The sequence below is a fragment of the Kibdelosporangium phytohabitans genome (genome assembly GCF_001302585.1).
Classification (GTDB): domain Bacteria; phylum Actinomycetota; class Actinomycetes; order Mycobacteriales; family Pseudonocardiaceae; genus Kibdelosporangium; species Kibdelosporangium phytohabitans.
This window is the reverse complement of the sequence record NZ_CP012752.1, coordinates 1,261,738-1,285,461: the sequence shown is the minus strand read 5'-3', so window position 1 is coordinate 1,285,461 and position 23,724 is coordinate 1,261,738. Positions and strand designations below refer to the sequence as shown.

Below are 23,724 nucleotides of genomic sequence, written 5' to 3'. Positions count from 1 at the left end.
CGGCACGGCCCGCGCCTCGTTCCGGTGCCGCCTTTCGCCTCTCCCCCGGCGAAAGGGCGCGTGCCGCTACTCGACGCTGTCCGCGATCTCCATCCAGCGTTCCTCGACTTCTGCCTTCTCCTTCACCAGGTCCCTGAGCTGCGCGTCCAGTTCCAGCAGACGGTCGGGATCGGTCGCGGCCTCGGCGAGCGCGGTGTGCAACTGCGCCTCGCGTTTGCTGAGCTTGTCCAGCGCGCGCTCCAGGCGTGCGAGCTCCTTGCCGGCGGCGCGCTGGTCGGCCGCGGCGGACTTCGGCTTGTCCGCCTTCACCGGCGCGGCGACGGGTGCGGTCATCGTGGCGCGCCGGGTCAGGTACTCCTCGATCCCGCCGGGCAGGTGCTTCGCGCGGCCGTCGCCGAACAGCGCGTACACCTCGTCGCAGACGCGTTCGACCAGGTAACGGTCGTGCGAGACGACCACGAGCGTGCCTGGCCACGAGTCGAGCAGGTCCTCCAGCTGCTGCAACGTGTCGATGTCCAGGTCGTTGGTCGGCTCGTCCAGCAGCAGCACGTTCGGCTCGGCCATCAGCAACCGGGACAGCTGCAACCGGCGGCGCTCGCCACCAGACAGGTCCGAAACCGGTGTCCACTGCCGGTTGGCGGGGAACCCGAACTTCTCCGCCAGCTGCGACGCCGACAGTTCCTGCTTGCCCAGGGTGACGCGGCGGGCGATCTCCTCGATCGCCTCGAGCACACGCAGCTCACCGGGCAGATCAGCGAGTTCCTGGCTGAGGTACGCCAGGTGCACGGTCTGGCCCTGGATCCGCTTGCCGGTCTCCGGCTGCGACTCGCCGGCCAGCAACCGCAGCAGAGTCGTCTTGCCCGAGCCGTTCACGCCGACGAGGCCGATCCGGTCGCCGGGGCCGATCCGCCAGGTGACGTGGTCGAGCAGCCGGCGGCCCGGCACGCTCAGGGTCGCGTCCTCCAGCTCGATCACGGTCTTGCCGAGCCTGCGCTTGGCAAACGCCATCAGCTCGACGGTGTCCCGTGGCGGTGGCACGTTCGCGATCAGCGCCTCGGCGGCGTCGATGCGGTAGCGCGGCTTGGACGTACGCGCCGGGGCGCCTCGACGCAGCCACGCGAGTTCCTTCGCGGCGAGGTTGCGGCGCTTCTCCTCCAGCGTGTCGGCCAACCGTCCACGCTCAGCGCGTGCGAACACCCAGTCCGCGTAGCCGCCTTCGTATTGCTCGACGCGCCCGTTCTGCACCTCCCAGGTGCGTGAGCAGACCGTGTCGAGGAACCACCGGTCGTGTGTGACGACGACCAACGCGGTTCGCCTGGCCAGCAGGTGATCCGCCAGCCACCGCACGCCTTCGATGTCCAGGTGGTTGGTGGGCTCGTCCAGGATCACCAGGTCCAGCTCCTGGACCAACGCGGCCGCCAGCGCGACCCGTCGCCGTTCACCGCCGGACATCCGGTCGAGCGGGGCGTCCAGTCCCAGCGCGGAGATGCCGATCCCGTCGAGCACCGCGCGGACCTTCGCGTCCGCGGCCCATTCGTGATCGGCGCTGAACCCGAGCGGATCCAGCACGGCGTTGCGCACGGTCCCGCCCGGCGGCAGGTCCGTGCGTTGGGTGACCACCGCCATCCGCAGGTCACGCGTGCGACTGACGCGTCCGCTGTCCGCGGGCTCGATGCCCGCCAGTACCTCGAGCAGCGTCGTCTTGCCGCCACCGTTCAGACCGACGACCCCGATCCGGTCGCCCTCGCCGACTCCCAGCGAGACCGCATCGAGCAACGGCCGGACGCCGTACGACTTGCTGACCGACTCCAGGTTGACCAGGTTGGCCATCTACCCGCGCTTCCCTCGTGATTTCATCTCACCGACGAGGGTATTAGGCTCGTCGGCCCGGTCAGGCGTGCACCTCTGGCGGAGCCGGGCGCGGCGCCTCGTCGCCACCGATCACACGGGCTCCCGGAACGGGCCCGTGCGCCACGCGGACGGTCCGGCACACGCCCGCGCCTGCGAGTTCGGCCGCGACACGCAACGCGGACTCCCCGTCGGAGCAGAGGAACGCGCACGTCGGGCCGGAGCCGGAAACGGTCCCTGCCAGCGCACCCGCGTTGACGCCCGCGCGCAGCGTGCGCCGCAGGCCGGGACGCAGGGAGATCGCCGCGGACTGCAGGTCGTTGCCCAGCAGCAGCGCCAGCTGACGCGGATCGCCGGACGCCAGCGCCTCCAGCACGGGCTCGACGGCGCCGATCCGGGGCGGGTCGCCGTCGCTGCGCAGCCGGTCGAGCTCCTCGAAGACCTTCGGCGTCGACAGGCCACGCCGGTCGAACGCGATCACCCAGTGGAACGTGTGCCTGGTCAGCACCGGGATCAGCTGCTCACCGCGGCCGGTGCCCAGCGCCGTGCCGCCCTGCAGGACGAAGGGGACGTCACTGCCGATCCTGGCGGCCACGGTGGCGAGTTCGTCCCGGCCGATCTCCAGCCGCCACAGCGCCGCGAGACCGACCAGCGCGGCGGCCGCGTCGGCACTCCCGCCAGCCATGCCACCGGCCACCGGGATGCCCTTGCGGATCACCACCCGGATCTTGGGCTCGGTGTGGTCCTTGCCGACGTGCTCGGCCAACGCCTGCACCGCGCGCCACGCCAGGTTGCTCGGGCCGGTGGGTACCTCGTCGGCGCCTTCGCCGACCACTTCCACACCGGGATCGTCGGTCACGGCGACCGTCACCTCGTCGGTCAACGAGAGCGCCTGGAAAACCGTGTTGAGCTCGTGATAACCGTCGGGCCGCACGTCGCCGACGGCGAGGTGCAGGTTGACCTTCGACGGCACACGCACGGTCACGGGTGGGGGAACGACAGCGAGCACAAGTGCAGCCTACGTGTCCGAGTACTCGCCGTCGTCCAGATGCCCTTTCGGACCCCTGTATCCGCGTCCGGTCCACAACAGCCGGGGAACACGCCACCGCCGGAACGCCCGGACACGACTGGTGTCCGTGGCGTTCCGGCGGTGAACCCCTGCCGAAAGCTCTGTCGAAGTCCTAGCGGGCTACGCCGCGACGACGCCCTGCGGGCCGGCCAGCGGCTGGTGCACGATGCCGCCGCGGTCGCCGATCCACGCCAGCGCACTGTCGGAGCGCTCGCCGCGCAGTCCGATCCGGAACCGGGCCACCGGCGTCTCACCGAGCCTGGTCAGCCCGCCGCCGAGCACCGACACCTGAACGCCGAACCGGGACGCGGCCTCCGGCAGCAACGCGCCGACGGCGGCGAAGCCGATCAGCACGATGTCGGCGATGCGGTCCTGCCCGACCGACGGGGTCGCGTCGATGACCGGCAGAAGTTCCTTCACCGCACGGCTTTCCGGGTCGTGCAGCAGTTCGAACAGGTTGCCGTGCTCCACCAGCCTGCCGGCGTCGAGCAACGCGATGTCGTCGCAGATCCTGCGCACCACACTGGAATCCTGTGTGGTGACCAGAAGCGTCACGCCGAGTTCGGCACGCGCCCGGTCGAGCACCGCGAGGACACCGGCCGTGCCGTCGGCGTCCAGGCCCGCTGTCGGGTCGTCGGCCAGCAGCAGGCCGGGCTCGCCGACGAGCGCGCGGGCGACGGCGATGCGGCGGCGCTGGCCGACAGTCAGGTCCTCCGGGTACGCGGCTGCCTTGTCCGTCAGTCCGATCAGGTCGAGCAGCCTGCCGACCCGCGCCCTGCGCTGCGGGCCGTCCACACCGGACTGCTCAAGCGGGAGCGCGATGTTGCCCGCCGCGGTGCGCTGCCGGAAGAGCTGCGCATCCGCTGTCACGACACCGATCTGGCGCCGGGTCGCACGCAGGCTGCGGGTGTCGAGAGTGGCGGTGTTCAGCCCGTCGAGGCGGACGATGCCCGCGTCGGGGCGCTCCTGCAACGAGATGCAACGGGCCAAAGTGGACTTGCCGGCCCCCTGCGGGCCGACGACACCGAGCGCCGCGCCAGCGGCGACTTCGAGCGAAACGCCGTCGAGCGCGACGACGTTGCCGGTCCGGCTCCAGAACGACTTGCTGACATTCTCTACGGTGATCACAGTTACTCCAGCGCAGCACACGGCTCGGCCGCGGTGACGGCCGTCCGACGTCCTTCAAGGACCGTCCTGATAGGACGGGGCGAATTTCGGGTGTGAATCAGGAAGATCAGGCGTTGTGGCTACGACATGCGGTGACTGTCCGCCTGCCCTGATCTATCACCCTGCGCTGAGTGAGCATTTGCGCGACCACGGATTCCTCCATCGGTCCTGGCGGTAGCACCTGCCCTCGGAGGGTGGTTGCTGCGGCGTCAGGGAGCCAGGTCTCTCGGCCGCTCGGGATGGATGCACTTGCATTGAAACCGACCGAGCGGCGTGCGCGCAAGTCCTGGGCGATACATCACACCGACGGACCAGCGCCGGCGGCCGGGCGTTTCACAGATGGTGGTCGGCCGCTTCCAGAATGCGAGAGAAATCTGTCACCGTCAGCTGCTCGCCGCGCAGCCCGGGATCGACCCCGGCGGCGGTGAGGATCTCGGCCGCCCGGGCCGGTGATCCGGCCCACGTGCCGAGCGCGGCCCGCAGCGTCTTGCGGCGCTGCGCGAAGGCGGCGTCCACGAGCTTGAAGAGCCGCTCGCGGTCCACGTCGGCGGGCGGCGGGCGGCGAACCATCCGCACGAGCGCCGAGTCGACGTTCGGGACCGGCCAGAACACCGATCGGGACACCGTCGCGGCCCGTTTGGTCTCGGCGTACCAGGCCAGCTTCACGCTGGGCACGCCGTACACGCGGCCACCGGGACTCGCGGCCATCCGGTCGGCGACCTCGGCCTGGACCATCACCAGGCCCGTGCGCAGGCTCGGCAGGATCGCCAGCAGGTGCAGCACGACCGGCACGGCGACGTTGTACGGCAGGTTCGCCACGAGCGCCGTCGGCTCGCCGATCTGCTCCTGGGTCACGCGCAGGGCGTCCGCCTCGATGACCGTCAGCTTCCCCTCCGGCGCGCGCTCCGCGGCCGTCTCGGGCAGTTTGCGGGCCAGTACGGGGTCGATCTCCACGGCGACGACCTCACGGCACGCGGGCATCAGCGCCAGCGTGAGGGAGCCGAGGCCCGGCCCCACCTCGAGCACGACGTCGTCCGGGCTCAGCTCGGCGGTCGTGACGATCCGCCGGACCGTGTTGGGGTCGTGCACGAAGTTCTGGCCGAGCTTCTTGGTCGGCCGCACATCCAGCTCACCGGCCAGCCTGCGGACCTCGGCTGGGCCAAGCAGCGATGTCACCGTTCGAGCTTACCCACCCGAAAGGCCACCTCGATCGAGGTGGCCTTGTCGTGGGAAAGGCACTGCTTACCGGGGCAGGTTGAGCTTCTTGGCGCAACCGGGCCAAGCGCTGTAGGTGCCGCCTCGGCCGTCGCGGACCTTGGTCGCGATGGCGATCTGCTGCTCACGGGTGGCCTGGTGCGCGTTCGGCGCGTACGCCTGGCCGCCGTAGGCCTTCCACGTGCTGGCGTTGAACTGGAGACCGCCGTAGTAGCCGTTGCCGGTGTTGATGGCCCAGTTTCCGCCTGCCTCGCACTGGGCGAGGCGGTCCCACACCGCGCCGTCGGAGACCGGCGGGCTCGGCGGCTTCTTCGCGCCGATCTTCACGACCTTCTTGACCGGCTCCTTGGTGACCTGCTCGCCGATCTTCTCGCGCTTGGTCTCCTGGCCGTTCTTCATGGTGATGCGCCAGGTGACCATCTTCTCGCCAGGGACACCGGCCTCGACGACCTGCTGGGTGCCCTTGTCCATGGTCTCGTCTTTGATCTCCTCGACCGGCGGCGCGATGGCCTCGGCCTTGTTGACCACGGTGACGCCGTTGCGGGTGATCGTGACCTGGGCGCCGTCGGTGATCTTGACGTCGGCCGCCACGTTCACCGAGTCCTCCGGACCCAGCGACGTCTGCAGCTCCTTGAGCAGCTCGTCCACGGTGACCGCGGTGGTCTGGACCTGCTTGGGCGCGTTGGAGCCGTCGAAGACCGTGACGTTCTTGATGGTCTGGACGTTGACCGACATGCCCTCGGCGGGGATGGCCGAGTTGAGGTCGCCGGAGATCTTGCCCTCGGTCGGCACGCCCGCCTGGCGGAGGCCTTCGCCGAGGGTCTTGACGCCGCGGACCCACTTCTCCTGGGTCTGGCCGTCGACGCTGTACTTCAGCAGCTTGCCGCGCTGGACGACGATCTTGCCGCCGTCGCCGATCCCGGCGTTGGGCGACGGGCTCATCGTGTCGTGCTCGCCGGTGGTTATGCCCTCGTCCTCGAGGACCTCGCCGACGGTGCTGGAGTACGTGCGGACGTTGTGCTCGACGCCGTCGATGTCCACCGTGACGGACTTGTTCATCGCGATCGCGGCGGCACCGCCACCGGTCAGCGAGAACAGCACGGCGGCGATAGCGCTCCTGAGGAAGGTGCGCTTCCACTTCTTGACCGCGGTGACCAGGCCGGTCTCGGCGGTCTCAGTCTTGGGCTGCGGGGCAGCGAGGGTGCGGTCGCCGGACAGGTCGTCGGGGACGTCCAGGATCGGCGGCAGCATCGTGGTCTCGGCGTTGATCAGCCGGATCAGCTCGTCGACGTCGACGTCGACGGAAGCCATCAGCTCATCGGCCTGGGGACCGAGCGCCGCGTAGATGTCCTGCGGGACTACATCGAGCGAGTCCGAGTACTCGTCGTGCCACTGGTCCTCGGCGGGCTCCAGAGTGGCGGTGGCCGTCGTCGGCTTGGCGACCGGGGTGAACCAGTCGGTGTCGACGTCAAAGCCAGATCTCTGCTGATGTTCGCTGTCAGTCACAGGGTCGTTCCTCCGGGAGGCGCAGCCGACACAGGTGGCGCGCAGTTGCTTGAACTGGTCGAGCGACTACGTGCCTGGCTGGTCCTCCGAGTACGTCCGCGGCGCGGGGGTGCGCCTCGCGTTTGTCAGTCCGACTCCCCCAGCCACCACCGACGCTGCTTTCCGGGAATAGTCCCGGCCCCGACGTGCGTTGGCCTTGACTGCGGGCTGCACCCGGTTCGACGCCCACCGGGTACGGTCACGGGACCGTAACGGGTCCCGGGAGGTTGCGCAAACACCCCCAGACATCTTGTGACCTGTGCCACAGCTCGGAAGACGCATCCGCTAGGCCGATCAGGTGACTCGACCACCGCTCGAATCGTGGGATGTCACGGATGGCAACCGGAAAACCCGCTCTGCGGTGTCCCGGACGGCGGCGGCCACGTCACCCACATCCTCACCACGGAGTTCTGCCAGGTCCCGCACGGTGTAGGCGGCGCAGTAGGGCTCGTTCGGCCGGCCGCGGAACGGATGTGGCGTCAGGAACGGCGCGTCGGTCTCCACGAGCAGCTGATCACCGGGAACGATCCGCGCGGCGGCCCTGAGCTCTTTCGCGTTCCGGAACGTCACCGCACCGGCGAACGACAACACGAAGCCCTCGTCGACGCACTTTCGAGCGAACTCCTCGTCGCCGGAGAAGCAGTGGAAGACCACTCGTTCGGGCGCGCCTTCCTCATGCAGGACGCGCATGACGTCGTCGTGCGCGTCCCGGTCGTGGATCATCAGCGGCTTGCCCGCCCGCTTGGCCAGGTCGATGTGCCACCGGAACGCCTCCTGCTGCGCGGCCGGCGGCGAGTAGTCCCAGTAGTAGTCCAGCCCGGTCTCGCCGATCGCGACGACCCGCGGCCTCGTGGCGAGCCGCTCGAGAACCGCCTTGTCCTCGTCGGTGAACTCGGCGGTGCGGGTCGGGTGCACAGCGGTCGCGGCGAACACGCGGTCATCCCATTCCGACGCGTCGGCGGCCCACACCGCGGCGGCGAGATCGTCGGCAACCGTGATGACACGGGCAATGCCGACCGACTCGGCCCGGTCAACCAATGTGGACACGTCGGCCGCATCCTTGGCGCCGCACGCGTCCAAGTGCGTGTGCGCGTCGACCGTCGGTACCGGCAACGGCTCGGGCAACGGCGGGCGCTCACCTTTTCGTGGGGTCACTGCGCATAGCCTAATGACGTGTCAGCGACGCGATTGCTCGTGCTGGGCGTAGTCCGCATGCGCGGGGAGGCCCACGGTTACCAAGTGCGCCAGGACCTGCAACTGTGGGCGGCCGACCGGTGGGCGAACATCAAGCCTGGTTCGATCTACCACGCGCTGCGCAAGCTCGCGGCCGACGGCCTGCTCCAGGAAGTCGCGACGCAGGACAGCGACATCGGCCCGGAGCGGGTCGTGTACCGGATCACCGGGCACGGCGAGGGCGAGTTCTTCTTCCTGCTGCACAAGGCGATCAGCGATACCGAGGCCGGCGTCGCGATGTTCAACTCGGCGCTGCCGTTCTTCACCACGCTCGACCGCGGCAACCTGGTCTTCCTGCTGCGCAACCGCATCCAGCAGACCAAGGCAGCCGCCGAGCAGACCCGCCTGCTGCTCGACCAGAGCATCGCCCCCGCGGAGGGCGGTCCGGGCAAACCCGCGCACGTGCGCGAGATGTTCACGTACTGGCTGGTCACCGTGGAAGCGCAGCTGACCTGGCTGCAGGACCTGGTGAGCAGGCTCGAAGCCGGCGAGTACACGCTTGCCGACGACCGCCCGGACGCTTTCGGCAGCCCACCCGGCTGAGCACCCGCGCCTCCCACAGCCTGCTAGTCAAGTTTGACTAGCAGGGCGATCACTGACACACTCCCGCTAGTCAAAATTGACTAGCCATGAAAGGGGACTCCCGTGATCAAGGCACGCGATCTCGCGCGCCAGTTCCGGACCCGCGGCCACACGGTCGACGCGGTCCAAGGCGTCGACATCGACGTCGAACCCGGTGAGCTCGTCGGCTTCCTCGGCCCCAACGGCGCAGGCAAGAGCACGACCCTGCGCATGCTCACCACACTCCTGCGGCCCACCGCGGGCAAGGCCGTGGTCGCGGGATGCGACCTGCTGGCCGATCCAGCGGGCGTGCGCGAACGAATCGGGTACGTCGCACAGGGCCACGGCGCTGGCGTCGAGCAGAAAGTGTTCCAGGAAGCCGAATCCCAGGCCCGGTTCTACGGCCTGTCCGCTGCCGCCGCCCGGCGCCGCACCGGCGAACTGTTCGAGCAGCTCGCGCTCACCGAGGTCGCCAACCGCATCGCGAGCAGGCTGTCCGGCGGGCAGCAACGCCGTCTCGACATCGTGATGGGCATCCTGCACGAGCCGCAGCTGCTGTTCCTCGACGAGCCGTCCGCCGGGCTGGACCCGCAGAGCCGCAGCAACCTCTGGGAGCACATCCGCGCACTGCACCGGTCGGGCACCACGGTCTTCCTGACCACCCACTACCTCGACGAGGCCGACGCGCTCTGCGACCGGATCCTGGTGATCGACCACGGCAAGATCGTCGCCGAGGGGACACCGGACGCGTTGAAGAGCCAGGTCTCCGGCGACCTCGTCCAGTTCGAGACCGACGTGCCGGCCGTCGCGGCCGAGGTCGCGGCCAAAGTCGAAGGCGCGCGGGAACTCCAGACCGACGGCAACACCGTCCGCTTCCGGGTACCGCGCGGGGACACCCAGCTGCCGGGACTGCTTCGCGCACTCGACCACGCGGACGTCAGCCTGATGTCCGTCCAGGTGCACCGGCCGACACTCGACGACGTTTTCCTGACCATGACCGGACGTTCACTGCGGGAGGAGTCCCATGCGTGACACCTGGCTCGTTCTCCTGCGCGCCGCGCGGCCGACCCTGCGCAACCCCGTCGTGATCGTCGTCGGCCTCCTGCAGCCGTTGCTGTTCCTGCTGCTGTTCGGTCCACTGCTCGGCGGATCCGGTTCGTGGCAGTGGTTCGTGCCCGGTCTCATCATCCAGATGGGACTCTTCGGGACCGCGTACGCCGGCTTCGCACTGATCCCGGAGATCCGGTCCGGCGCGTTGGAACGGATGCGCGTCACCCCGGTCAGCCGGGTCGCGCTGCTGCTCGGACGCGTCCTGCACGACGTGGCCTTGCTGGTCGTCCAATGCGCCTTGTTGCTGGCGATGGCCACCCTCTTCGGGTTCCGCGCGTCACTCGGACACGTCCTGGCCGGACTGGCGTTCGCGGTCCTCATCGGTGTCGCCATCGGCTCGGCCTCGTACACGCTCGCGCTGAAACTCAAGCACGAGTACGCGTTCGCGCCCGTGCTCAGCGCGACTGTGATGCCGCTGATGCTGCTGTCAGGTGTGCTGCTGCCGATGGACCAAGGCCCCGGCTGGCTGTACACGATCTCGCGGATCAACCCGTTCAGCCACGTCGCGGACGGCGTCCGCGCGGTGATCGCCGGGAACTTCGACTCCAGTTCCGTGCTCACAGGGGGGATCGCCGCGGTCGCGCTCGCCGCCGCCGGCCTGGCGTGGGGCACGTGGTCGTTCGTCCGCGCCAACGCCTGATCCGGGCGCCCTTCCCACAGCCGAACGGGAAGGGCGCCCGGGCGATCAGGGACGATGCCGTCCCGAGCGGCGCATCTCCTTGTGGATCACTTTCCAACGACGGCCGCGTTCCTGGCGCAGGCGCGCGTCCGTCCGGCTGGCGACCCACTCGGCCTCGCGGTTGAGCTTGAACCAGCTGTCGAGCCTGCGCTGGGGCAGCTCACCGGACTCGATCGCGGCCAGCACAGCACACCCCGGCTCACCGGTGTGGCCGCAGTCGTCGAACCGGCACTGCTCGGCGAACTCCTCGATGTCCGTGAACACCGCGTCGAGCCCGTTGCCCTCACCGGACAACGACACCCGCCGGATGCCCGGCGTGTCGATGATCAGCCCGCCACGCGGGAGCACGAGCAGCTCCCGGTGCACGGTCGTGTGCCTGCCGCGACCGTCGGACGCGCGAACCTGTTGCGTCTCCATCACGTCATCACCGGCCAACGCGTTGACCAAAGTGGACTTCCCGGCGCCGGACGGCCCGACGAGCACGGCCGTGCGACCGACTCCCAGGTAGGACGCGACGACGTCGACGCCGTCCCCGGTCATCGAACAAACCGCGTGCACCTCGACGCCGGGCGCCGCGCCCATGACAGTCGAGACGATCTCACCGACGCGCTCGCCGACGAGATCGGACTTGGTCAGCAGCACCACAGGTGTCGCGCCGCTGTCCCACGCCAGCGCGAGCAGGCGCTCGATCCGGCCGAGGTTCGGGTCGCCCCCGCGCCCTTCCAGGCAAGCCGGTTCGACGACGAAGATGACGTCCACGTTGGACGCCAAGGTCTGGCTGAGCGAGTCCTCGGCCACCCCGCCGCGCACGAGCGCGGTCCGGCGGGCCAGCACCGCGGCGATGGTGCCGTCGTGCACCGCGACCCAGTCGCCGACGCAGGGCAACGTGATCCGGGACGAGTACTCGATGTGTTGTTCCTGGCCATCGACGATGACCACCGCACCACTGGAGTGGACACGGGCGATCTTGCCGGGGACCGTTCCGGCGGGCAGCTCGGCGGCGAAAGTGTCGTCCCAGCCGAGCGTGGTCAGGTCAAGCGAAGTCACCTCGGGTGAACCCTTCGAGAGAGGAAACGGGAAGCAGGCGTGCGTCAACGACAAAGACAGCCACGGCTACACACCTCCCCTTTCTCTCGAAGTCACCGCCACCCTAGACGGTGCCGCTCCCGGGCGCATCCGATTTAAGCCGGGTCCGCATCAGCTTGACGTTGTACGGACCCCACTGCGACAACGTGAAGTACACGTCCTCGCCGTCATTGGCCCAGGGATGCAGGTAACCGCCGTAGGGCGCGGGATAGTCCCCGCCATCGACCAGGACCTGCCCGTCCGCCCACGGCCCGGTCAACTCCGGCGCCCAGCGCAGCACGATCGCGCCCCGCTCCTCGTCCAGGTGCAGCGCGATCCACTGGCGAAACCGCTCGTTGTACTCGACGGACAACTCCCCGACCGGCCCGCTCATCACCGGCGTCGCCCGAACGGGGTCCTTGACCCACTCACCATCAGCGAAGTAGCTGTACGACGCTGGGCTGAGGACATCGAACCGGCCACATCTGCCCAGGTAGGCCGGGCCGAAGCGGCCGTTGGTCGTACCCACGAGGTAGACGTGGTCCCGCTCGGCGGCGAAAGCACAGATCTGGAAAGGATGATCACCCTCGGGCAAGTTGGGCCAGCGCGCGCCCGGCGGCTTGGTCCAGGTGTCACCCCCGTCAACGGACACCGCTATGCCCGCGTAATTCGTGTCCCACGTACCCGCGGGGCCCCACTTCCGCACGGACATGTAGTGCAAGTAGTTGTAGCCGCCGACAGCGATACCGGAGTTGGGGATGACGGTGTTCTCGTCCGCCTGACGATCCCGCTCCAGGATCTGCGCGGCAGTCCCGTCCTCCCGGGCAACCACGGCGTCGAACCGCAACCCCGCGTCCAGATCCCGGTTGCTGGCGAACGCGAGGACATTGCAGCGCCAGTCCGAACCTTCCGGCGGGCCCGCTCCGTCGCCACCCCAGCCGGCGCCGTACGTGTCCCCGAAAGCGCACAGCAGCTTGCCCTGACCGTTGTCCCAGAGGATTCCCAAGTCGGTCGCGTGTATGCCGAACTTGCGTGTGACCGCGCCGGTCACTGGCCCGATCTCTTCAGTCGCCACCACTCTGACCATGATGGCCACGCTACGTGCACCCGCGTTTCTTCGCAGAGCCATCCTTTCTCTTGCTTGGCTTTTCGCTTGCACTCGGTCTGGTTACGTCGTTTCGTGGGAGTCGTGGTTTTTGCACTTGCACGGAACGAGCCTTTCCCTCGCCGGGGGCTGACCTCTGGGCAGGAGGCTTTTGTGCTCTGGTTCCTTGGTGGGTTCTTGGTGGCGTGGGCGCTCCTGCCCGATGCCCTTCTCTGCGCTTGCGCGCTGGCCGCTCGGGTTGGTCACTTGCCTGCGCACGGGTCGCTGTCGGCTGGCACTGCGTCTACGCGCTTGCCGCTGCGGGCTGGCTACCGCTCACACCAACCGTGTGGGCAATCTCCACGCTTGGCTGGTCTGCACCCGCACACGAGCCGCCACCGGCTACGTGCCGCTCACCCTGTGTGGGCAGCCACGGCTCCTTGCGCGTGAGCCATCCCGGGGTGGATGTCACTGGCCGGGCGGGGGCTGGTCGCCGCTCCGGCCGGGCGGTTGGGTGATCTCTGTGTTCGCGTGCACCTAGAGGCTGGCGTCGTACAGCGCCTTCTTGCTGACTCCTGCGGCTTCGGCTATCTCTGCGGCTACGGTCTTCAGGCGTTCTCCCTTGTCCACGCGTGCCCTGACCTTGGCTACCAGGGCTGGTATGTCCGTGGCCACTGGTGTTGCCGGGCCGATCACGACCGTGATCTCTCCCCTGACTCCGTCCGCCGCCCATGTTGCCAGCTCTGCCAGGGTGCCTCGGCGGATTTCCTCGTAGGTTTTCGTCAGTTCTCGGCATACTGCTGCCGCGCGGTCTTCGCCGAGCACCTCGACTGCTTGTGCCAGGGTCTCGGCTAGGCGGTGGGGGGATTCGAAGAACACCGCTGTGCGGCGTTCCTCCGCCAGTTCTCCCAGCCAGCGGCCGCGTTCTCCCGCTTTTCGGGGGGCGAATCCTTCGAAGGTGAACCTGTCGCATGGCAGGCCGGATACCGCCAGCGCCGTTGTCACCGCCGATGGGCCAGGCAGGCAGGTCACCGGCACATCCGCTGCGATGCAGGCCGTCACCAGTCGATATCCCGGGTCCGAGACGCTGGGCATCCCCGCGTCGGTCACCAACAGCACTGTCGAGCCTTCTGTCATCGCTTCGATCAGGTTCGGTATCCGGCTGGTCTCCACCGCGTCGTAGAAGCTCACCACCCGCCCCGACGGCGACACGCCGAGCGCGCTGGCCAGCGCGCGCAGCCTCCTCGTGTCCTCGGCGGCTATCACGTCTGCCCCGGCCAGGGCCTCTGTCAGCCTGGTCGAGGCGTCTTTCGCATCACCGAGCGGGGTGGCTGCGAGCACTAGTCGGCCGGAACCGGATACTGCGTTCACATCGCTCACCCTACGATCGGGCGCGTGACTGCCCTCGTGACCGGGTCCGACCGCCAGTCGGCCGACGCCGCGCAGGAGGCGGCTCCCCGGACGAAAGCGCCGGGTGCCGATCCCGCGGACAGCCTGCTCGGCCGCCCCATGCCGACCGATCGGCTGCGGGGCTGGCTGGTCGCGGGTGTCCTCGCTGTCATCGGCGGGATCGTCCGGCTGCAGAACCTCGGCTTCCCCACCCACGACGGCACCCCTGTCTTCGACGAGAAGCACTACACGCCTCAGGCGTGGCAGATGCTGCGCAACGGCGGTTTCGAGGACAACCCCGGATATGAGCTGACGGTCCACCCGCCGCTGGCCAAGCAGTTGATCGCTGTCGGTGAGTGGCTGTTCGGCTACAACGGCTGGGGCTGGCGGTTCACCGCCGCCATCCTCGGCACGCTGATGGTTCTCATGATCGTGCGGATCGCCCGGCGGCTCACCCGGTCGACCCTGCTCGGCGCGGTCGCCGGGATCCTGCTGATCTGCGACGGTGTCCTGCACCTGATGAGCCGGTCCGGGATGTTGGACATCTTCATCGCGTTCTTCATCCTCGCCGCGTTCGGGTGTGTGCTGCTCGACCGGGATCAGATGCGGCAACGGCTCGCGGTCACCGTCCGTGAGGGGTGGGTCAACGATTCGATCTACGGCCCGCGGCTCGGTTTCCGCTGGTGGCGGTTTGCCGCCGGGGTCAGCCTCGGGCTCGCCTGCGCGTCGAAGTGGGGTGGCCTGTACTGGGTTGCCGCGTTCGGCCTGCTGACGGTCATCTGGGACGCCACCGCGCGCAGGTCGGCGGGAGTCGCGCATCCCTGGCTCGGCGCGATCCGCCGTGACCTGCTGCCGGGCCTGTGGGCGTTGCTGCTCGTCCCGATCCTGGTCTACGTGGCCACGTGGTGGGCGTGGTTCGGCAGCGAGACCGGGGTCGACCGGCACCTGGTGACGACGTGGTGGGGCCCGTTCGGCCCGGCGCTGCGTTCCCTGTTCGACTACTCCGCCAACGTGCTGAACTTCCACGAGTCACTCGTGACCAAACCCAACGAGCCGCACCCGTGGGAGTCGAAGCCGTGGACGTGGCCGATGGGCCTGCGCCCGATGCTCTACTACTGGGACAGCACCACGACCGGCTGCGGCGAGAGCCAGTGCGTCAGCGCGACCATGCTGATCGGCACCCCGGCGATGTGGTGGCTGGCGTTCCCGATGCTCGCGTGGGGCCTGTGGCGGATGTTCGGCAGGCTGGACTGGCGGTACACCGCCGTCGTCGTGGCCTACCTCGCGGGCCTGCTGCCGTGGTTTCTCAACCTCGACCGGCAGATGTACTTCTTCTACATGACGCCGGTGTCGGCGTTCCTGATCCTCGGCCTCGTGCTGCCGCTCGGCCAGATCCTCGGCACGGCGAAGGACGGCTACGAGCGCCGCGGGACCGGCCTGCTGGTGGTGGCGATCTACGTCGGCCTGGTGGTCGCCAACTTCATCTGGCTCTGGCCGATCCTCAACGGCGACTCGATCACCAACGCGCGCTGGCAAGCCGAACTCTGGCTCCCCTCCTGGCGCTGACAAAACCTCGTGAGTGTTTTGGCCGGTTCTAAGCGGCCAAAACACTCACGAGGGGTTACATGCCGAAGCGGCGTGTGGGGTTGTGCTTTTTCTGCGCCGGGCGGGTTCGTTCGAGGTCCGGCGGTGCAGGTTGCTGGGCCTGCTGCTGGTTTGCGGGCGGGCGCGGCGGGTTCGTCGACTGGGTCCGCTCGGGGTCGGCGAACTTGGTCCGCTCCGGGTCCGTGAACTTGGTCCGCTCCGGGTCAGTGATCTTCGTGCGCTCGGCGGGCGGCGCGGTCACCTTCGTGCGGTCCAGCGCTGCGATGTCCTCGCGTTTGACGACCTTGGTGACCGGCCCGTCCTCGGCGTGACCGCCCTTGGACAGCCAGCCGCCGGTCTGCCGGATCACGGTGTCGAGCGTCGGCCTTCCCGCCGGGTCCGGGCCGAGCGCGGCTGCCAGCAGGCGCATGTGAACACTGCTGTTCGGCAGGTGCGTGACGCGTTCGGCCCTGGCCGCGGCCATCAGCGCCGCCATCGGGTTGTCACGGGTTCCGCGCGGCGGTTCCCCGGTCAGCGCGTACGACACCGTCGCCGCGAGCTGCCACGCGTCCGACGCGGGCGTGGCCGGTGATCCGGCCGCCGTCTCCGGCGCGAGGAAGTCGGGGGTGCCGACCATCATGCCGGTCTTGGTCAGCGTCGAATCGCCCTTCGACCGGGCGATGCCGAAGTCGATCAGGTGCGGCATGCCGGACGGGTCGATCATGATGTTCGACGGCTTGATGTCGCGGTGCAGCACGCCCTTCGCGTGCGCCGCGGACAGCGCACCGGCCATGGTCACCCAGAGCCTGGCGGCCGCGAGGTCGTCGAGCTTGCCGTTGTCGTGGACGGCGTCGGCGAGCGCGTTGCCCTCGATGTACTCCATCACGATGCCGAGACCGTCCTCGTCCTCGACGATGTCGTAGACACGCACGCAGTTCGGGTGCCGCACGGCGGCGAGCGCCCGTGCTTCACGCAGCATGCGCTCCTCGGTCTCGGCGTCCGGTGCGTGGGCGATCTTCACCGCGACCGTCCGGTCGAGCTGGGTGTCCATCGCCAGCCACACCGTGCCGAAGCCGCCGTGGCCGAGCGCCTTGATCTTCTTGAAGCGACCGCCGCTCCGGGTCCACATGCTGTTGCCCCCGCCGCCGCTGGCCATCGCCCTGGTCGGCGGTTTCGGCGCGCCTGCGCCGCCCACCGGGACGGGCCCGCCGAGCGGGAACGGCATCGGACCGGGCGTGTCGGCCAGTTTGCCCGGCTGCGGGCTTCCGCTGAGCAACTCATGACCGGGCGCCTGGCCCGACAGCGGGCCGTCCGGGCGGTATGGCGGCGGCACGGGCTCGGGAACGTACGGCGGTGGCTTCTGCTGCGAGGGCTGCTGGACGGGCGGTTGCTGCTGTGTGGGCGGGCGCGGCGGCAACTGCTGTTGCTGGTTGTGCGCCGACATCTGCTGCTGCGGGTGCTGCTGCGGCGGGGGCTGGTTGTCCTTCTCCTGCACCGACCGGTTGATCGTCGCCCAGCTGGGCGCGCCGATCACGAGGATCGGGATCAGGCCGAGCACGGCCGCCGGGAGCATGCCGATCCACAGCAGGAACGCCACGTTGCCCTGCAGTCCCACGCTGAAGAGCAGGAACGCCACGAACGACAGCCAGATCATCCGGCCGGGCCACGTCGGGCCGCGCCGGAACGCGGCACGCGCCTGCAGGATCACGAAGAACGCGGAAAGCGCGGGCAGCACAACGAGTTTGGCGATGTTCAGCGCGACGTCGACGCCGCTGCCGCCAGCCAAGAGCTCGTAGACCGTCGGGCCTTTGCCGAGGTACTCCGCCTGCGTGCCGATCACCGTCGCGTTCTCGGTGGAGAAAGTCTTCTGGAACGTGATGCCATAAGTGCTGCCGCCGAGTGCGGCGTTGTTGAAGATCGTGGAGATCCCGTTGGCCATCAGCCACGGCACGACCAAGGCGAGCACGACGCCGATGACCCCGAACACGCTCAGCGTGACCGGATTGTAAGCGTTTCCGGTGCCCTTGCGGATCAACGCGACGCTGAACGAGGCGAGCACCGGGAAGATCATGATCAGGAACCCGGCAGCCATGGTCGCCCACACCCAGTCACCCGGCCAGAAACCCGGCCCAAAGACGGTATGCGCGAACGACAACAAATCAGCTGCCATTCGTACGAACCCGTCCACGGCTTCCCTCCTCGTGCTTACTCACCCGACGTGAGCACTTACCCACCATATGTCCAGCGGCGCTGGACCTGTGAGGCAACCGTGGCCCCGCTGCATCAGACGTCGGCCGTAGGCAGGAGGTTGCTCCCAATGGCAGAGTGACTCCATGGGTGACTCTGTGGGTGACTACCGGGCCGCATACCACCGCAGCCTGACCGAACCGGACGCGTTCTGGCTGGACGCGGCCGGTGCGATCGACTGGACCACGCCGCCGTCCCGTGCGCTGGACGCGAGTGCGGCGCCGTTCTACCGCTGGTTTCCCGATGCGCGGTTGAACACGTGCCACAACGCGCTCGACCGGCATGTCGACGGTGGGACCGGCGGGGATCGAGTCGCCCTGATCTACGACTCCCCTGTCACGGACAGCAAGGCCTCCTACACGTACCGCGAACTGCGCGACGAGGTCGCGGTGTTCGCGGGGGCGCTGGCAAGCCTGGGTGTGACCAGGGGCGACCGTGTGATCATCTATATGCCCATGGTCCCACGGGCCGTGGTGGCGATGCTGGCGTGTGCCCGGCTCGGGGCGGTGCACTCCGTGGTATTCGGCGGGTTCGCGCCGAAGGAGCTGGCCGGCCGGATCGACGACGCCAAGCCGAAGGTGATCGTCGCGGCCTCGTGCGGCATCGAGCCGACCAGGGTCGTGGCGTACAAACCGATCATCGACGACGCGCTGGCCGTCACCGCGCACCAGCCCGACCACGTCGTGATCACGCAACGGCCGGAGCAGACCGCCGAACTCGGACCGCGAGATATCGATTGGGACACGCTCGTCGAATCCGCGCGGCCACACGACTGCGTACCGGTGGACGCCACGGACCCGCTTTACATCCTGTACACGTCCGGCACGACCGGTCGGCCCAAGGGCGTGGTGCGCGACAACGGCGGGCACGCGGTCGCACTCGCCTGGTCACTCAAGGCGATCTACGACATCGGCCCCGGTGACGTGTTCTGGACCGCGTCCGACGTCGGCTGGGTCGTCGGCCACTCGTACATCGTCTACGCGCCGTTACTCGCGGGCGCCACGACGGTCCTGTTCGAAGGCAAGCCGGTGGGCCCGCCGGACGCGGGCGTGTTCTGGCGTGTGATCAGCGAGTACGGCGTCAAAGCGCTGTTCACCGCGCCGACGGCGTTGCGTGCCGTCAAACGGGTCGACCCGGACGCGCGGCTGGTGCGCGACCACGACCTGTCCCGGTTCCGCACGCTGTTCCTGGCCGGGGAGCGGCTGGACCCGGAGACGTACCACTGGGCCACGGAGAAGCTCGGCGTGCCGGTGGTCGACCACTGGTGGCAGACCGAGACGGGCTGGCCGATCTGCGCCAACCTGCGCGGCCTGGAACCGATGCCGCTCAAGCCCGGTTCGCCGACCGTGCCGGTGCCCGGGTACGACGTGCGGGTGCTCGACGAGTCCGGCAACCCGGTCCCGGCGGGCCAGGAGGGCGCGATCGCGATCAAACTCCCGCTGCCACCGGGGACCCTGCCGACGCTGTGGGGCGACGACGAGCGGTACAAGCAGTCCTATCTGTCCACATTCGACGGCTACTACCTCACCGGTGACGGCGGTTTCATCGACGAGGACGGCTACGTCCACGTGATGGGCCGCACCGACGACGTGATCAACGTCGCCGGGCACCGGTTGTCGACGGGCGCGATGGAAGCGGTCCTCGCCGCGCATCCCGCGGTCGCCGAGTGCGCCGTGATCGGCGTGCACGACTCGTTGAAAGGCCAGTTGCCGCGCGGTTTCGTGGTGCTCAAGGCCGGTGTCGAGGTGCACGAGGACGTGCTGCGCGACGAACTGGTCGCCGCGATCCGCCGTGACATCGGGCCGGTGGCGGCGTTCCGGGACGTCTCGGTCGTCGCGGGCCTGCCGAAGACCCGGTCCGGCAAGATCCTGCGCAAGACCATGCGCGGCATCGCCGACGGCCGCGACGAGCCCGTGCCGTCCACGATCGAGGACCCCGGGGTGCTGGACGCCCTGCGCCCGGTGCTGAAACGTCCCTAACCCGGCAGCAGCGGGATCTGCTTGGTCTCGGGTTTCTGCGCCCACCTCGCCGTGCTGGTGACCGGGAACTGCGGTTCGACGGTCAGCACGCCGCTGGTGAAGCTGTCGGGCACGGTGAACAGCAGGCCGGACGTGGACTGCCTGGTCGACGCCTGCTTGCCGGTGGCGAGCATCAGGCTGACGCTGCGGGCCAGGTCGAGCTTGAGGTCCGCGTCGTCGGTGCTGATCTTGGCGTCGGGCAGGCGCAGCCAGAGTTGTCTCGCCGGTGCGGCGCCGATGCCGGGCAGCGTGGTCGCGAGCTCGCTGCGGGCGCCGAGCTCCAGCGTCACGGCCAACGGCCCTGAGGTGCGTTGGCCCTGGTAGTTGCCGTTGCCGCGGTAGGTGCCGTCCTGCCAGCGGACCTGGGTGACGCCGGCCTTGGCCGGTGCGTTGTCCGAGGTCGACGGGGGCGTGCCGCCTGTGCCGTTGCGCACGCTGAACTGGTACGGCTTGTCGTCGGTCACCTCGAGTGTGGCGTCCGCGCCGACCGGGACGCTGACGATCAGGCCAGTGCCCCGCTCCAGCGGCTTGGGCAAGCGTTTGCGGGTCGCGCCCACCACGACGTCGACGGCCAGCGGGGTCTGCGGCGCCGGGGCGAACGTGTCGTCGCCCTGCAGGCGGTAGAGCACCAGGAACTCGTGGCCGGACGCGGCACGGGCAGGCCCGGCCTCCAGGCCGCCGCTCGATTCGTCGAGCTCCGGGCGCACCGCGAGCGCGCCGAACCCGTACGAGAAGTGCGGCCCCTTGAAGACTGTCGACAATGGCCGTGCACCTGCGGGAACGCCCTGTGACCACGTGAAGACGTCGACGAAGTCCGCTGGTTTCGCCGGCAGGTCGACCGGCCCGGTCGGCGGCACCGGCTTGGCACCACACCCGGCAACGAGCACACCGACAACCACACTGGCAGCGAAAACGCTGGAACGCGACACGCGCAACAGCGTCGCATCCCGCCCCACCCAAGACAATCGGCCGTTGTGACGGCTGGGTGAGTGGTCTATACCTGATTGCGTCGCCGCCGCTGGAATTACGTTCTGGAGGGCTTGTGCACGTACGTCGATTCCTCGCGGTCATGGCGGTGACAACCGCCACAGCCGCGCTGTTGCAAGCACCGGCGAGCGCTGGTCAGGAGGCACTCGCGGGCAAGAGCCTGACGAGTGTGATCCCGGCACCGGCCTTCGCCCAGCCGGATGCGCGGCAGGCATTCCGGCTCGGCTGGGGCACCCTGATCCTCACGCAGCACGGGTCGCGCGAGGCCGCCGCGGTGGGCAAGCAGCTCGCCGACGTGCTGCGGCCGTCGACCGGGTACCCGCTGCCGGTCCTGCCCGCGTTCGTGCACGGCACCGGCATCCAGCTGCTGCTCGGCGGCGCCGACCCGCGCGTCGGTCAGGAGGGCTACCAGCTGAAGGTGGAACGCGGCCAGGTCGTCATCCGCGCCAACACCGCGGCGGGCCTGTTCGCGGGCACGCAGACGCTGCGCCAACTGCTGCCCGCGGCCGCCGAGAGCAAGTCACGCCAGAAGGGGCCGTGGGTCGTGCCCGGCGGCAGGATCGTCGACTTCCCCCGGTTCGCCCACCGCGGCGCCATGCTGGACGTGTCACGTCACTTCTTCAGCGTCGGCGAGGTCAAGAGCTACATCGACCAGTTGTCGCAGTACAAGATCAACCGGCTGCACCTGCACCTGTCCGACGACCAGGGCTGGCGGATCGAGATCCCCGGCTGGCCCCGGCTGACCAGCTACGGCGCCAGTACCGAGGTGGGCGGCGGGCCGGGCGGCTTCTACACCAAGCGCCAGTACCTCGACCTGGTCGCGTACGCCCGCTCGAGGTTCATCACGATCATCCCCGAGATCGACATGCCCGGGCACACCAACGCCGCGCTGGCCTCGTACGCCGAGCTGAACTGCGACGGCGTCGCACCGCCGCTGTACACCGGCACGGAGGTCGGGTTCAGCTCGTTCTGCATCGACAAGGAGATCACGTACAAGTTCATCGACGACGTGGTCCGTGAACTGGCCGCGCTGACCCCGGGCGAGTACATCCACATCGGCGGCGACGAGGCACACGCGACCGAACCGGCCGACTACCTGAAGTTCATGCGGCGGGTGCTGCCGATCGCGGCCAAGTACGGCAAGAAGGTCGCCGGGTGGCACGAGTTCGTGAAGGCGCAGCCGGTCACCTCGGCTGTCCCGCAGTACTGGGGCACCGACGACGAGGACGAGGACGTGGCCGCGGCGGCGGCGCGGGGCAACAAGGTCCTGCTCTCCCCCGCCCACAAGGCCTATTTGGACATGAAGTACGACGAGAACACCCCGCTCGGCCAGGACTGGGCCGCGTTCGTCGAGGTGGACGTGGCGTACGGCTGGAACCCGGGCTCGTTCGTGAAGAACGTGCCCGAGTCGAGCGTGCTCGGCGTCGAGGCGCCGCTGTGGTCGGAAACCCTCGAGGACTCCGACGACATCGAGTTCATGGCGTTCCCGAGGCTGCCCGCGGTGGCCGAGCTGGGCTGGTCGCCGTGGTCGACGCACGACTGGGCGTCGTTCCGCGAGCGGCTGGCCCAGCAGGGCGACCGCTGGCAGGTGCAGGGGGTGAACTTCTACCGTTCACCGCAGATCCCCTGGCACAACTAGAAAAAACCCTCGTGAGTGGTTCGGCCGGTTAGTACCGGCCGAACCACTCACGAGTAGGTCATGGTGATGCGCTTGTCGCGCCAGTACTCGGCGAGCAGCGTGTTGCGGTCCTCCCGGCTGAAGGCCGCTTCGGCCGGGTGCGAGTGGTCGCTGTTGATCCAGATCCGGGCCGCGTTGATCGCCCGTCCGGCGCGGTATCCCACGCCGGTGTCCTGCGTCCACACCGACACACCTGTGCTGGTGCCTGCTTCGTTGACCAGCTTGACCGCGTCGTCGAAGTCGTTGAAGCCGATCACCGGGAGCACCGGCGCGGCCGGCCTGCCGTAGCCCTTGTCGCCCTCGATCACGGTCGGCTCAAGGAAAAACCCGCCGTCGAGTTCGCCACCCAGCGACGCCCGGCCACCGCCTGCCCGGATCCGCCCGCCCGTGCGGGCCGCCGCCTCGACGTGCGCGGTGGTTTTCGCCAGTTCGTCCGCGCTGACCAGCGCGCCGACCGTGGTCGAGGTGTCCAGCGGATGACCGGTGACGAGCCCCTGGACGCGCTCGACCGCCGCGCCGAGGAACTGCTCGTAGCGGCTGTGCTGGACGAGCGCCAGCGACGTCCCGGTGGCGAACCCGTCGAGCGCCCTGTCGCGCAGGGACCCGTCGAGGTCGGCGAAGAACACCGACGGGCTGAGCCCCAGCGGCGGTGTCGCGGCGAAACCGTTCACCACGTTGATCACGCCGGGCGGCACCAGGTCGTTGACCACGCTCAGCAGCGCGTGGATCGACGCGGGCGTCTGCGCGGCGGGCTTGAGCACGACCGTGTTCCCGGTCGCGAGCGCCGGGGCGAGGCACCACGCGGCACCCAGCAACGGGTAGTCCCAGCCGAGCGACCGGACCACCACACCTACCGGCTCACGAAACCCGTGCACCACAGTGTCCCCGTCGATCCCGGAACGGACACCTTCCGCGGCCCTGATCGCCCCGGCGAAATAGCGGAAATGATCTGCGGCCAACGGCACATCCGCACCGAGTGTCTGCCGGATCGGCTTTCCTGTGTCCCAGCTCTCAGCCACGGCGAGCGCTTCGAGGTTGTCCTCGATCCGGTCGGCCACCTCGCTGAGGATGACCGCGCGTTCGGCGAGTGCCGTCTTCGACCAGCCTGCCGCCGCACCGCGGGCGTCGTCGGTGGCCCGCCGCAGGTCGTCGGGGACGGACTCGGCTATTTCGGTGAACACCCGGCCGGTCACCGGGGTCGGGTTCGAAAAGTAGCGGCCGCTTGCGGGTGGCACATATTCCCCG

At 69.0% G+C, this 23,724-nt stretch carries 18 protein-coding genes and 1 riboswitch; of the genes, 6 read left to right on the top strand and 12 right to left on the bottom strand.

Features of this window, described 5'->3' with window-relative positions; all coding sequences use genetic code 11:
• Positions 1-66: 66 nt before the first annotated feature.
• The 6 genes from AOZ06_RS05775 to AOZ06_RS05750 all read right to left on the bottom strand — a co-directional run bounded on the left by AOZ06_RS05775 (position 67) and on the right by AOZ06_RS05750 (position 7,999).
• Positions 67-1,830, bottom strand: coding sequence for an ABC-F family ATP-binding cassette domain-containing protein (locus AOZ06_RS05775; protein WP_054288474.1), 1,764 nt, complete (start codon positions 1,828-1,830; stop codon positions 67-69).
• 61 nt (positions 1,831-1,891) lie between these two features.
• The gene (locus AOZ06_RS05770; protein ID WP_054288473.1) at positions 1,892-2,857 is read right to left on the bottom strand and encodes a 4-(cytidine 5'-diphospho)-2-C-methyl-D-erythritol kinase; all 966 of its coding nucleotides are present in this window, start codon (positions 2,855-2,857) and stop codon (positions 1,892-1,894) included.
• A 180-nt stretch (positions 2,858-3,037) separates the two neighbouring features.
• A complete protein-coding gene (locus AOZ06_RS05765) occupies positions 3,038-4,045 on the bottom strand; it encodes a methionine ABC transporter ATP-binding protein (RefSeq protein WP_054288472.1) in 1,008 nt (335 codons plus the stop codon).
• 195 nt (positions 4,046-4,240) lie between these two features.
• Positions 4,241-4,330: riboswitch (SAM riboswitch) on the bottom strand.
• Positions 4,331-4,417: 87 nt separating this feature from the next.
• Positions 4,418-5,260 (bottom strand): 16S rRNA (adenine(1518)-N(6)/adenine(1519)-N(6))-dimethyltransferase RsmA, encoded by an 843-nt coding sequence (gene rsmA, locus AOZ06_RS05760; RefSeq protein ID WP_054288471.1) that lies wholly within the window; start codon positions 5,258-5,260, stop codon positions 4,418-4,420.
• Between the two features lie 66 nt (positions 5,261-5,326).
• Positions 5,327-6,805 carry a resuscitation-promoting factor gene (locus AOZ06_RS05755; RefSeq protein ID WP_157232861.1) on the bottom strand — a complete coding sequence of 493 codons (1,479 nt, stop codon included), beginning with the start codon at positions 6,803-6,805 and terminating at the stop codon, positions 5,327-5,329.
• 333 nt (positions 6,806-7,138) lie between these two features.
• Entirely contained in the window at positions 7,139-7,999 is an 861-nt protein-coding gene (locus AOZ06_RS05750) for a TatD family hydrolase (protein ID WP_054288470.1), read from the bottom strand.
• Between the two features lie 18 nt (positions 8,000-8,017).
• Here AOZ06_RS05750 and AOZ06_RS05745 point away from each other — a divergent pair, with 18 nt between their 5' ends.
• The 3 genes from AOZ06_RS05745 to AOZ06_RS05735 all read left to right on the top strand — a co-directional run bounded on the left by AOZ06_RS05745 (position 8,018) and on the right by AOZ06_RS05735 (position 10,388).
• Positions 8,018-8,620: a PadR family transcriptional regulator gene (locus AOZ06_RS05745; protein WP_054288469.1), complete on the top strand. Its 603-nt coding sequence runs from the start codon at positions 8,018-8,020 to the stop codon at positions 8,618-8,620.
• Positions 8,621-8,722: 102 nt separating this feature from the next.
• Positions 8,723-9,670 carry an ATP-binding cassette domain-containing protein gene (locus AOZ06_RS05740; protein WP_054288468.1) on the top strand — a complete coding sequence of 316 codons (948 nt, stop codon included), beginning with the start codon at positions 8,723-8,725 and terminating at the stop codon, positions 9,668-9,670.
• The gene (locus AOZ06_RS05735) at positions 9,663-10,388 is read left to right on the top strand and encodes an ABC transporter permease (RefSeq protein WP_054288467.1); all 726 of its coding nucleotides are present in this window, start codon (positions 9,663-9,665) and stop codon (positions 10,386-10,388) included. Before AOZ06_RS05740 ends, AOZ06_RS05735 begins: the two co-directional genes overlap by 8 nt.
• A gap of 45 nt (positions 10,389-10,433) precedes the next feature.
• On the opposite strand, the gene rsgA is transcribed toward AOZ06_RS05735, so the two are convergent.
• The 3 genes from rsgA to rsmI form a co-directional block, all read right to left on the bottom strand.
• The gene (rsgA, locus tag AOZ06_RS05730) at positions 10,434-11,474 is read right to left on the bottom strand and encodes a ribosome small subunit-dependent GTPase A (RefSeq protein ID WP_054288466.1); all 1,041 of its coding nucleotides are present in this window, start codon (positions 11,472-11,474) and stop codon (positions 10,434-10,436) included.
• 103 nt (positions 11,475-11,577) lie between these two features.
• Positions 11,578-12,579: a DUF4185 domain-containing protein gene (locus tag AOZ06_RS05725; RefSeq protein ID WP_054296434.1), complete on the bottom strand. Its 1,002-nt coding sequence runs from the start codon at positions 12,577-12,579 to the stop codon at positions 11,578-11,580.
• Positions 12,580-13,113: 534 nt separating this feature from the next.
• On the bottom strand, positions 13,114-13,956 hold the full coding sequence (gene rsmI, locus AOZ06_RS05720; protein WP_236952094.1) for a 16S rRNA (cytidine(1402)-2'-O)-methyltransferase: 843 nt from the start codon (positions 13,954-13,956) through the stop codon (positions 13,114-13,116).
• Between the two features lie 15 nt (positions 13,957-13,971).
• Here rsmI and AOZ06_RS05715 point away from each other — a divergent pair, with 15 nt between their 5' ends.
• Positions 13,972-15,531 carry a dolichyl-phosphate-mannose--protein mannosyltransferase gene (locus AOZ06_RS05715; RefSeq protein WP_054288464.1) on the top strand — a complete coding sequence of 520 codons (1,560 nt, stop codon included), beginning with the start codon at positions 13,972-13,974 and terminating at the stop codon, positions 15,529-15,531.
• A gap of 55 nt (positions 15,532-15,586) precedes the next feature.
• Here the strand turns inward: AOZ06_RS05715 and AOZ06_RS05710 are convergent, their stop codons facing one another.
• Positions 15,587-17,719, bottom strand: a complete 2,133-nt coding sequence (locus AOZ06_RS05710; RefSeq protein ID WP_063809974.1) for a serine/threonine-protein kinase — start codon at positions 17,717-17,719, stop codon at positions 15,587-15,589.
• 163 nt (positions 17,720-17,882) lie between these two features.
• On the opposite strand from AOZ06_RS05710, the gene AOZ06_RS05705 reads away from it, so the two are divergent.
• Positions 17,883-19,775, top strand: coding sequence for a propionyl-CoA synthetase (locus AOZ06_RS05705; protein ID WP_054288463.1), 1,893 nt, complete (start codon positions 17,883-17,885; stop codon positions 19,773-19,775).
• Here the strand turns inward: AOZ06_RS05705 and AOZ06_RS05700 are convergent.
• Positions 19,772-20,743, bottom strand: a complete 972-nt coding sequence (locus tag AOZ06_RS05700) for a hypothetical protein (RefSeq protein ID WP_054288462.1) — start codon at positions 20,741-20,743, stop codon at positions 19,772-19,774. The two genes, AOZ06_RS05705 and AOZ06_RS05700, sit on opposite strands and share 4 nt — an antisense overlap.
• Before the next feature lie 140 nt (positions 20,744-20,883).
• Here AOZ06_RS05700 and AOZ06_RS05695 point away from each other — a divergent pair, with 140 nt between their 5' ends.
• Positions 20,884-22,440 carry a beta-N-acetylhexosaminidase gene (locus tag AOZ06_RS05695; protein WP_054288461.1) on the top strand — a complete coding sequence of 519 codons (1,557 nt, stop codon included), beginning with the start codon at positions 20,884-20,886 and terminating at the stop codon, positions 22,438-22,440.
• Between the two features lie 47 nt (positions 22,441-22,487).
• On the opposite strand, the gene AOZ06_RS05690 is transcribed toward AOZ06_RS05695, so the two are convergent.
• Positions 22,488-23,672 carry an aldehyde dehydrogenase family protein gene (locus AOZ06_RS05690; protein ID WP_470303337.1) on the bottom strand — a complete coding sequence of 395 codons (1,185 nt, stop codon included), beginning with the start codon at positions 23,670-23,672 and terminating at the stop codon, positions 22,488-22,490.
• Positions 23,673-23,724: the final 52 nt, after the last annotated feature.

Bases quoted from the DNA above. Each gene is read 5' to 3' on its own strand.
- AOZ06_RS05775 (WP_054288474.1), bottom strand. From the start codon at position 1,830: ATGGCCAACCTGGTCAACCTGGAGTCGGTCAGCAAGTCGTACGGCGTC.
- AOZ06_RS05725 (WP_054296434.1), bottom strand. From the start codon at position 12,579: ATGGTCAGAGTGGTGGCGACTGAAGAGATCGGGCCAGTGACCGGCGCG.
- AOZ06_RS05735 (WP_054288467.1), top strand. From the start codon at position 9,663: ATGCGTGACACCTGGCTCGTTCTCCTGCGCGCCGCGCGGCCGACCCTG.
- AOZ06_RS05705 (WP_054288463.1), top strand. From the start codon at position 17,883: ATGGGTGACTCTGTGGGTGACTACCGGGCCGCATACCACCGCAGCCTG.
- AOZ06_RS05710 (WP_063809974.1), bottom strand. From the start codon at position 17,719: ATGGCAGCTGATTTGTTGTCGTTCGCGCATACCGTCTTTGGGCCGGGT.
- AOZ06_RS05695 (WP_054288461.1), top strand. From the start codon at position 20,884: ATGGCGGTGACAACCGCCACAGCCGCGCTGTTGCAAGCACCGGCGAGC.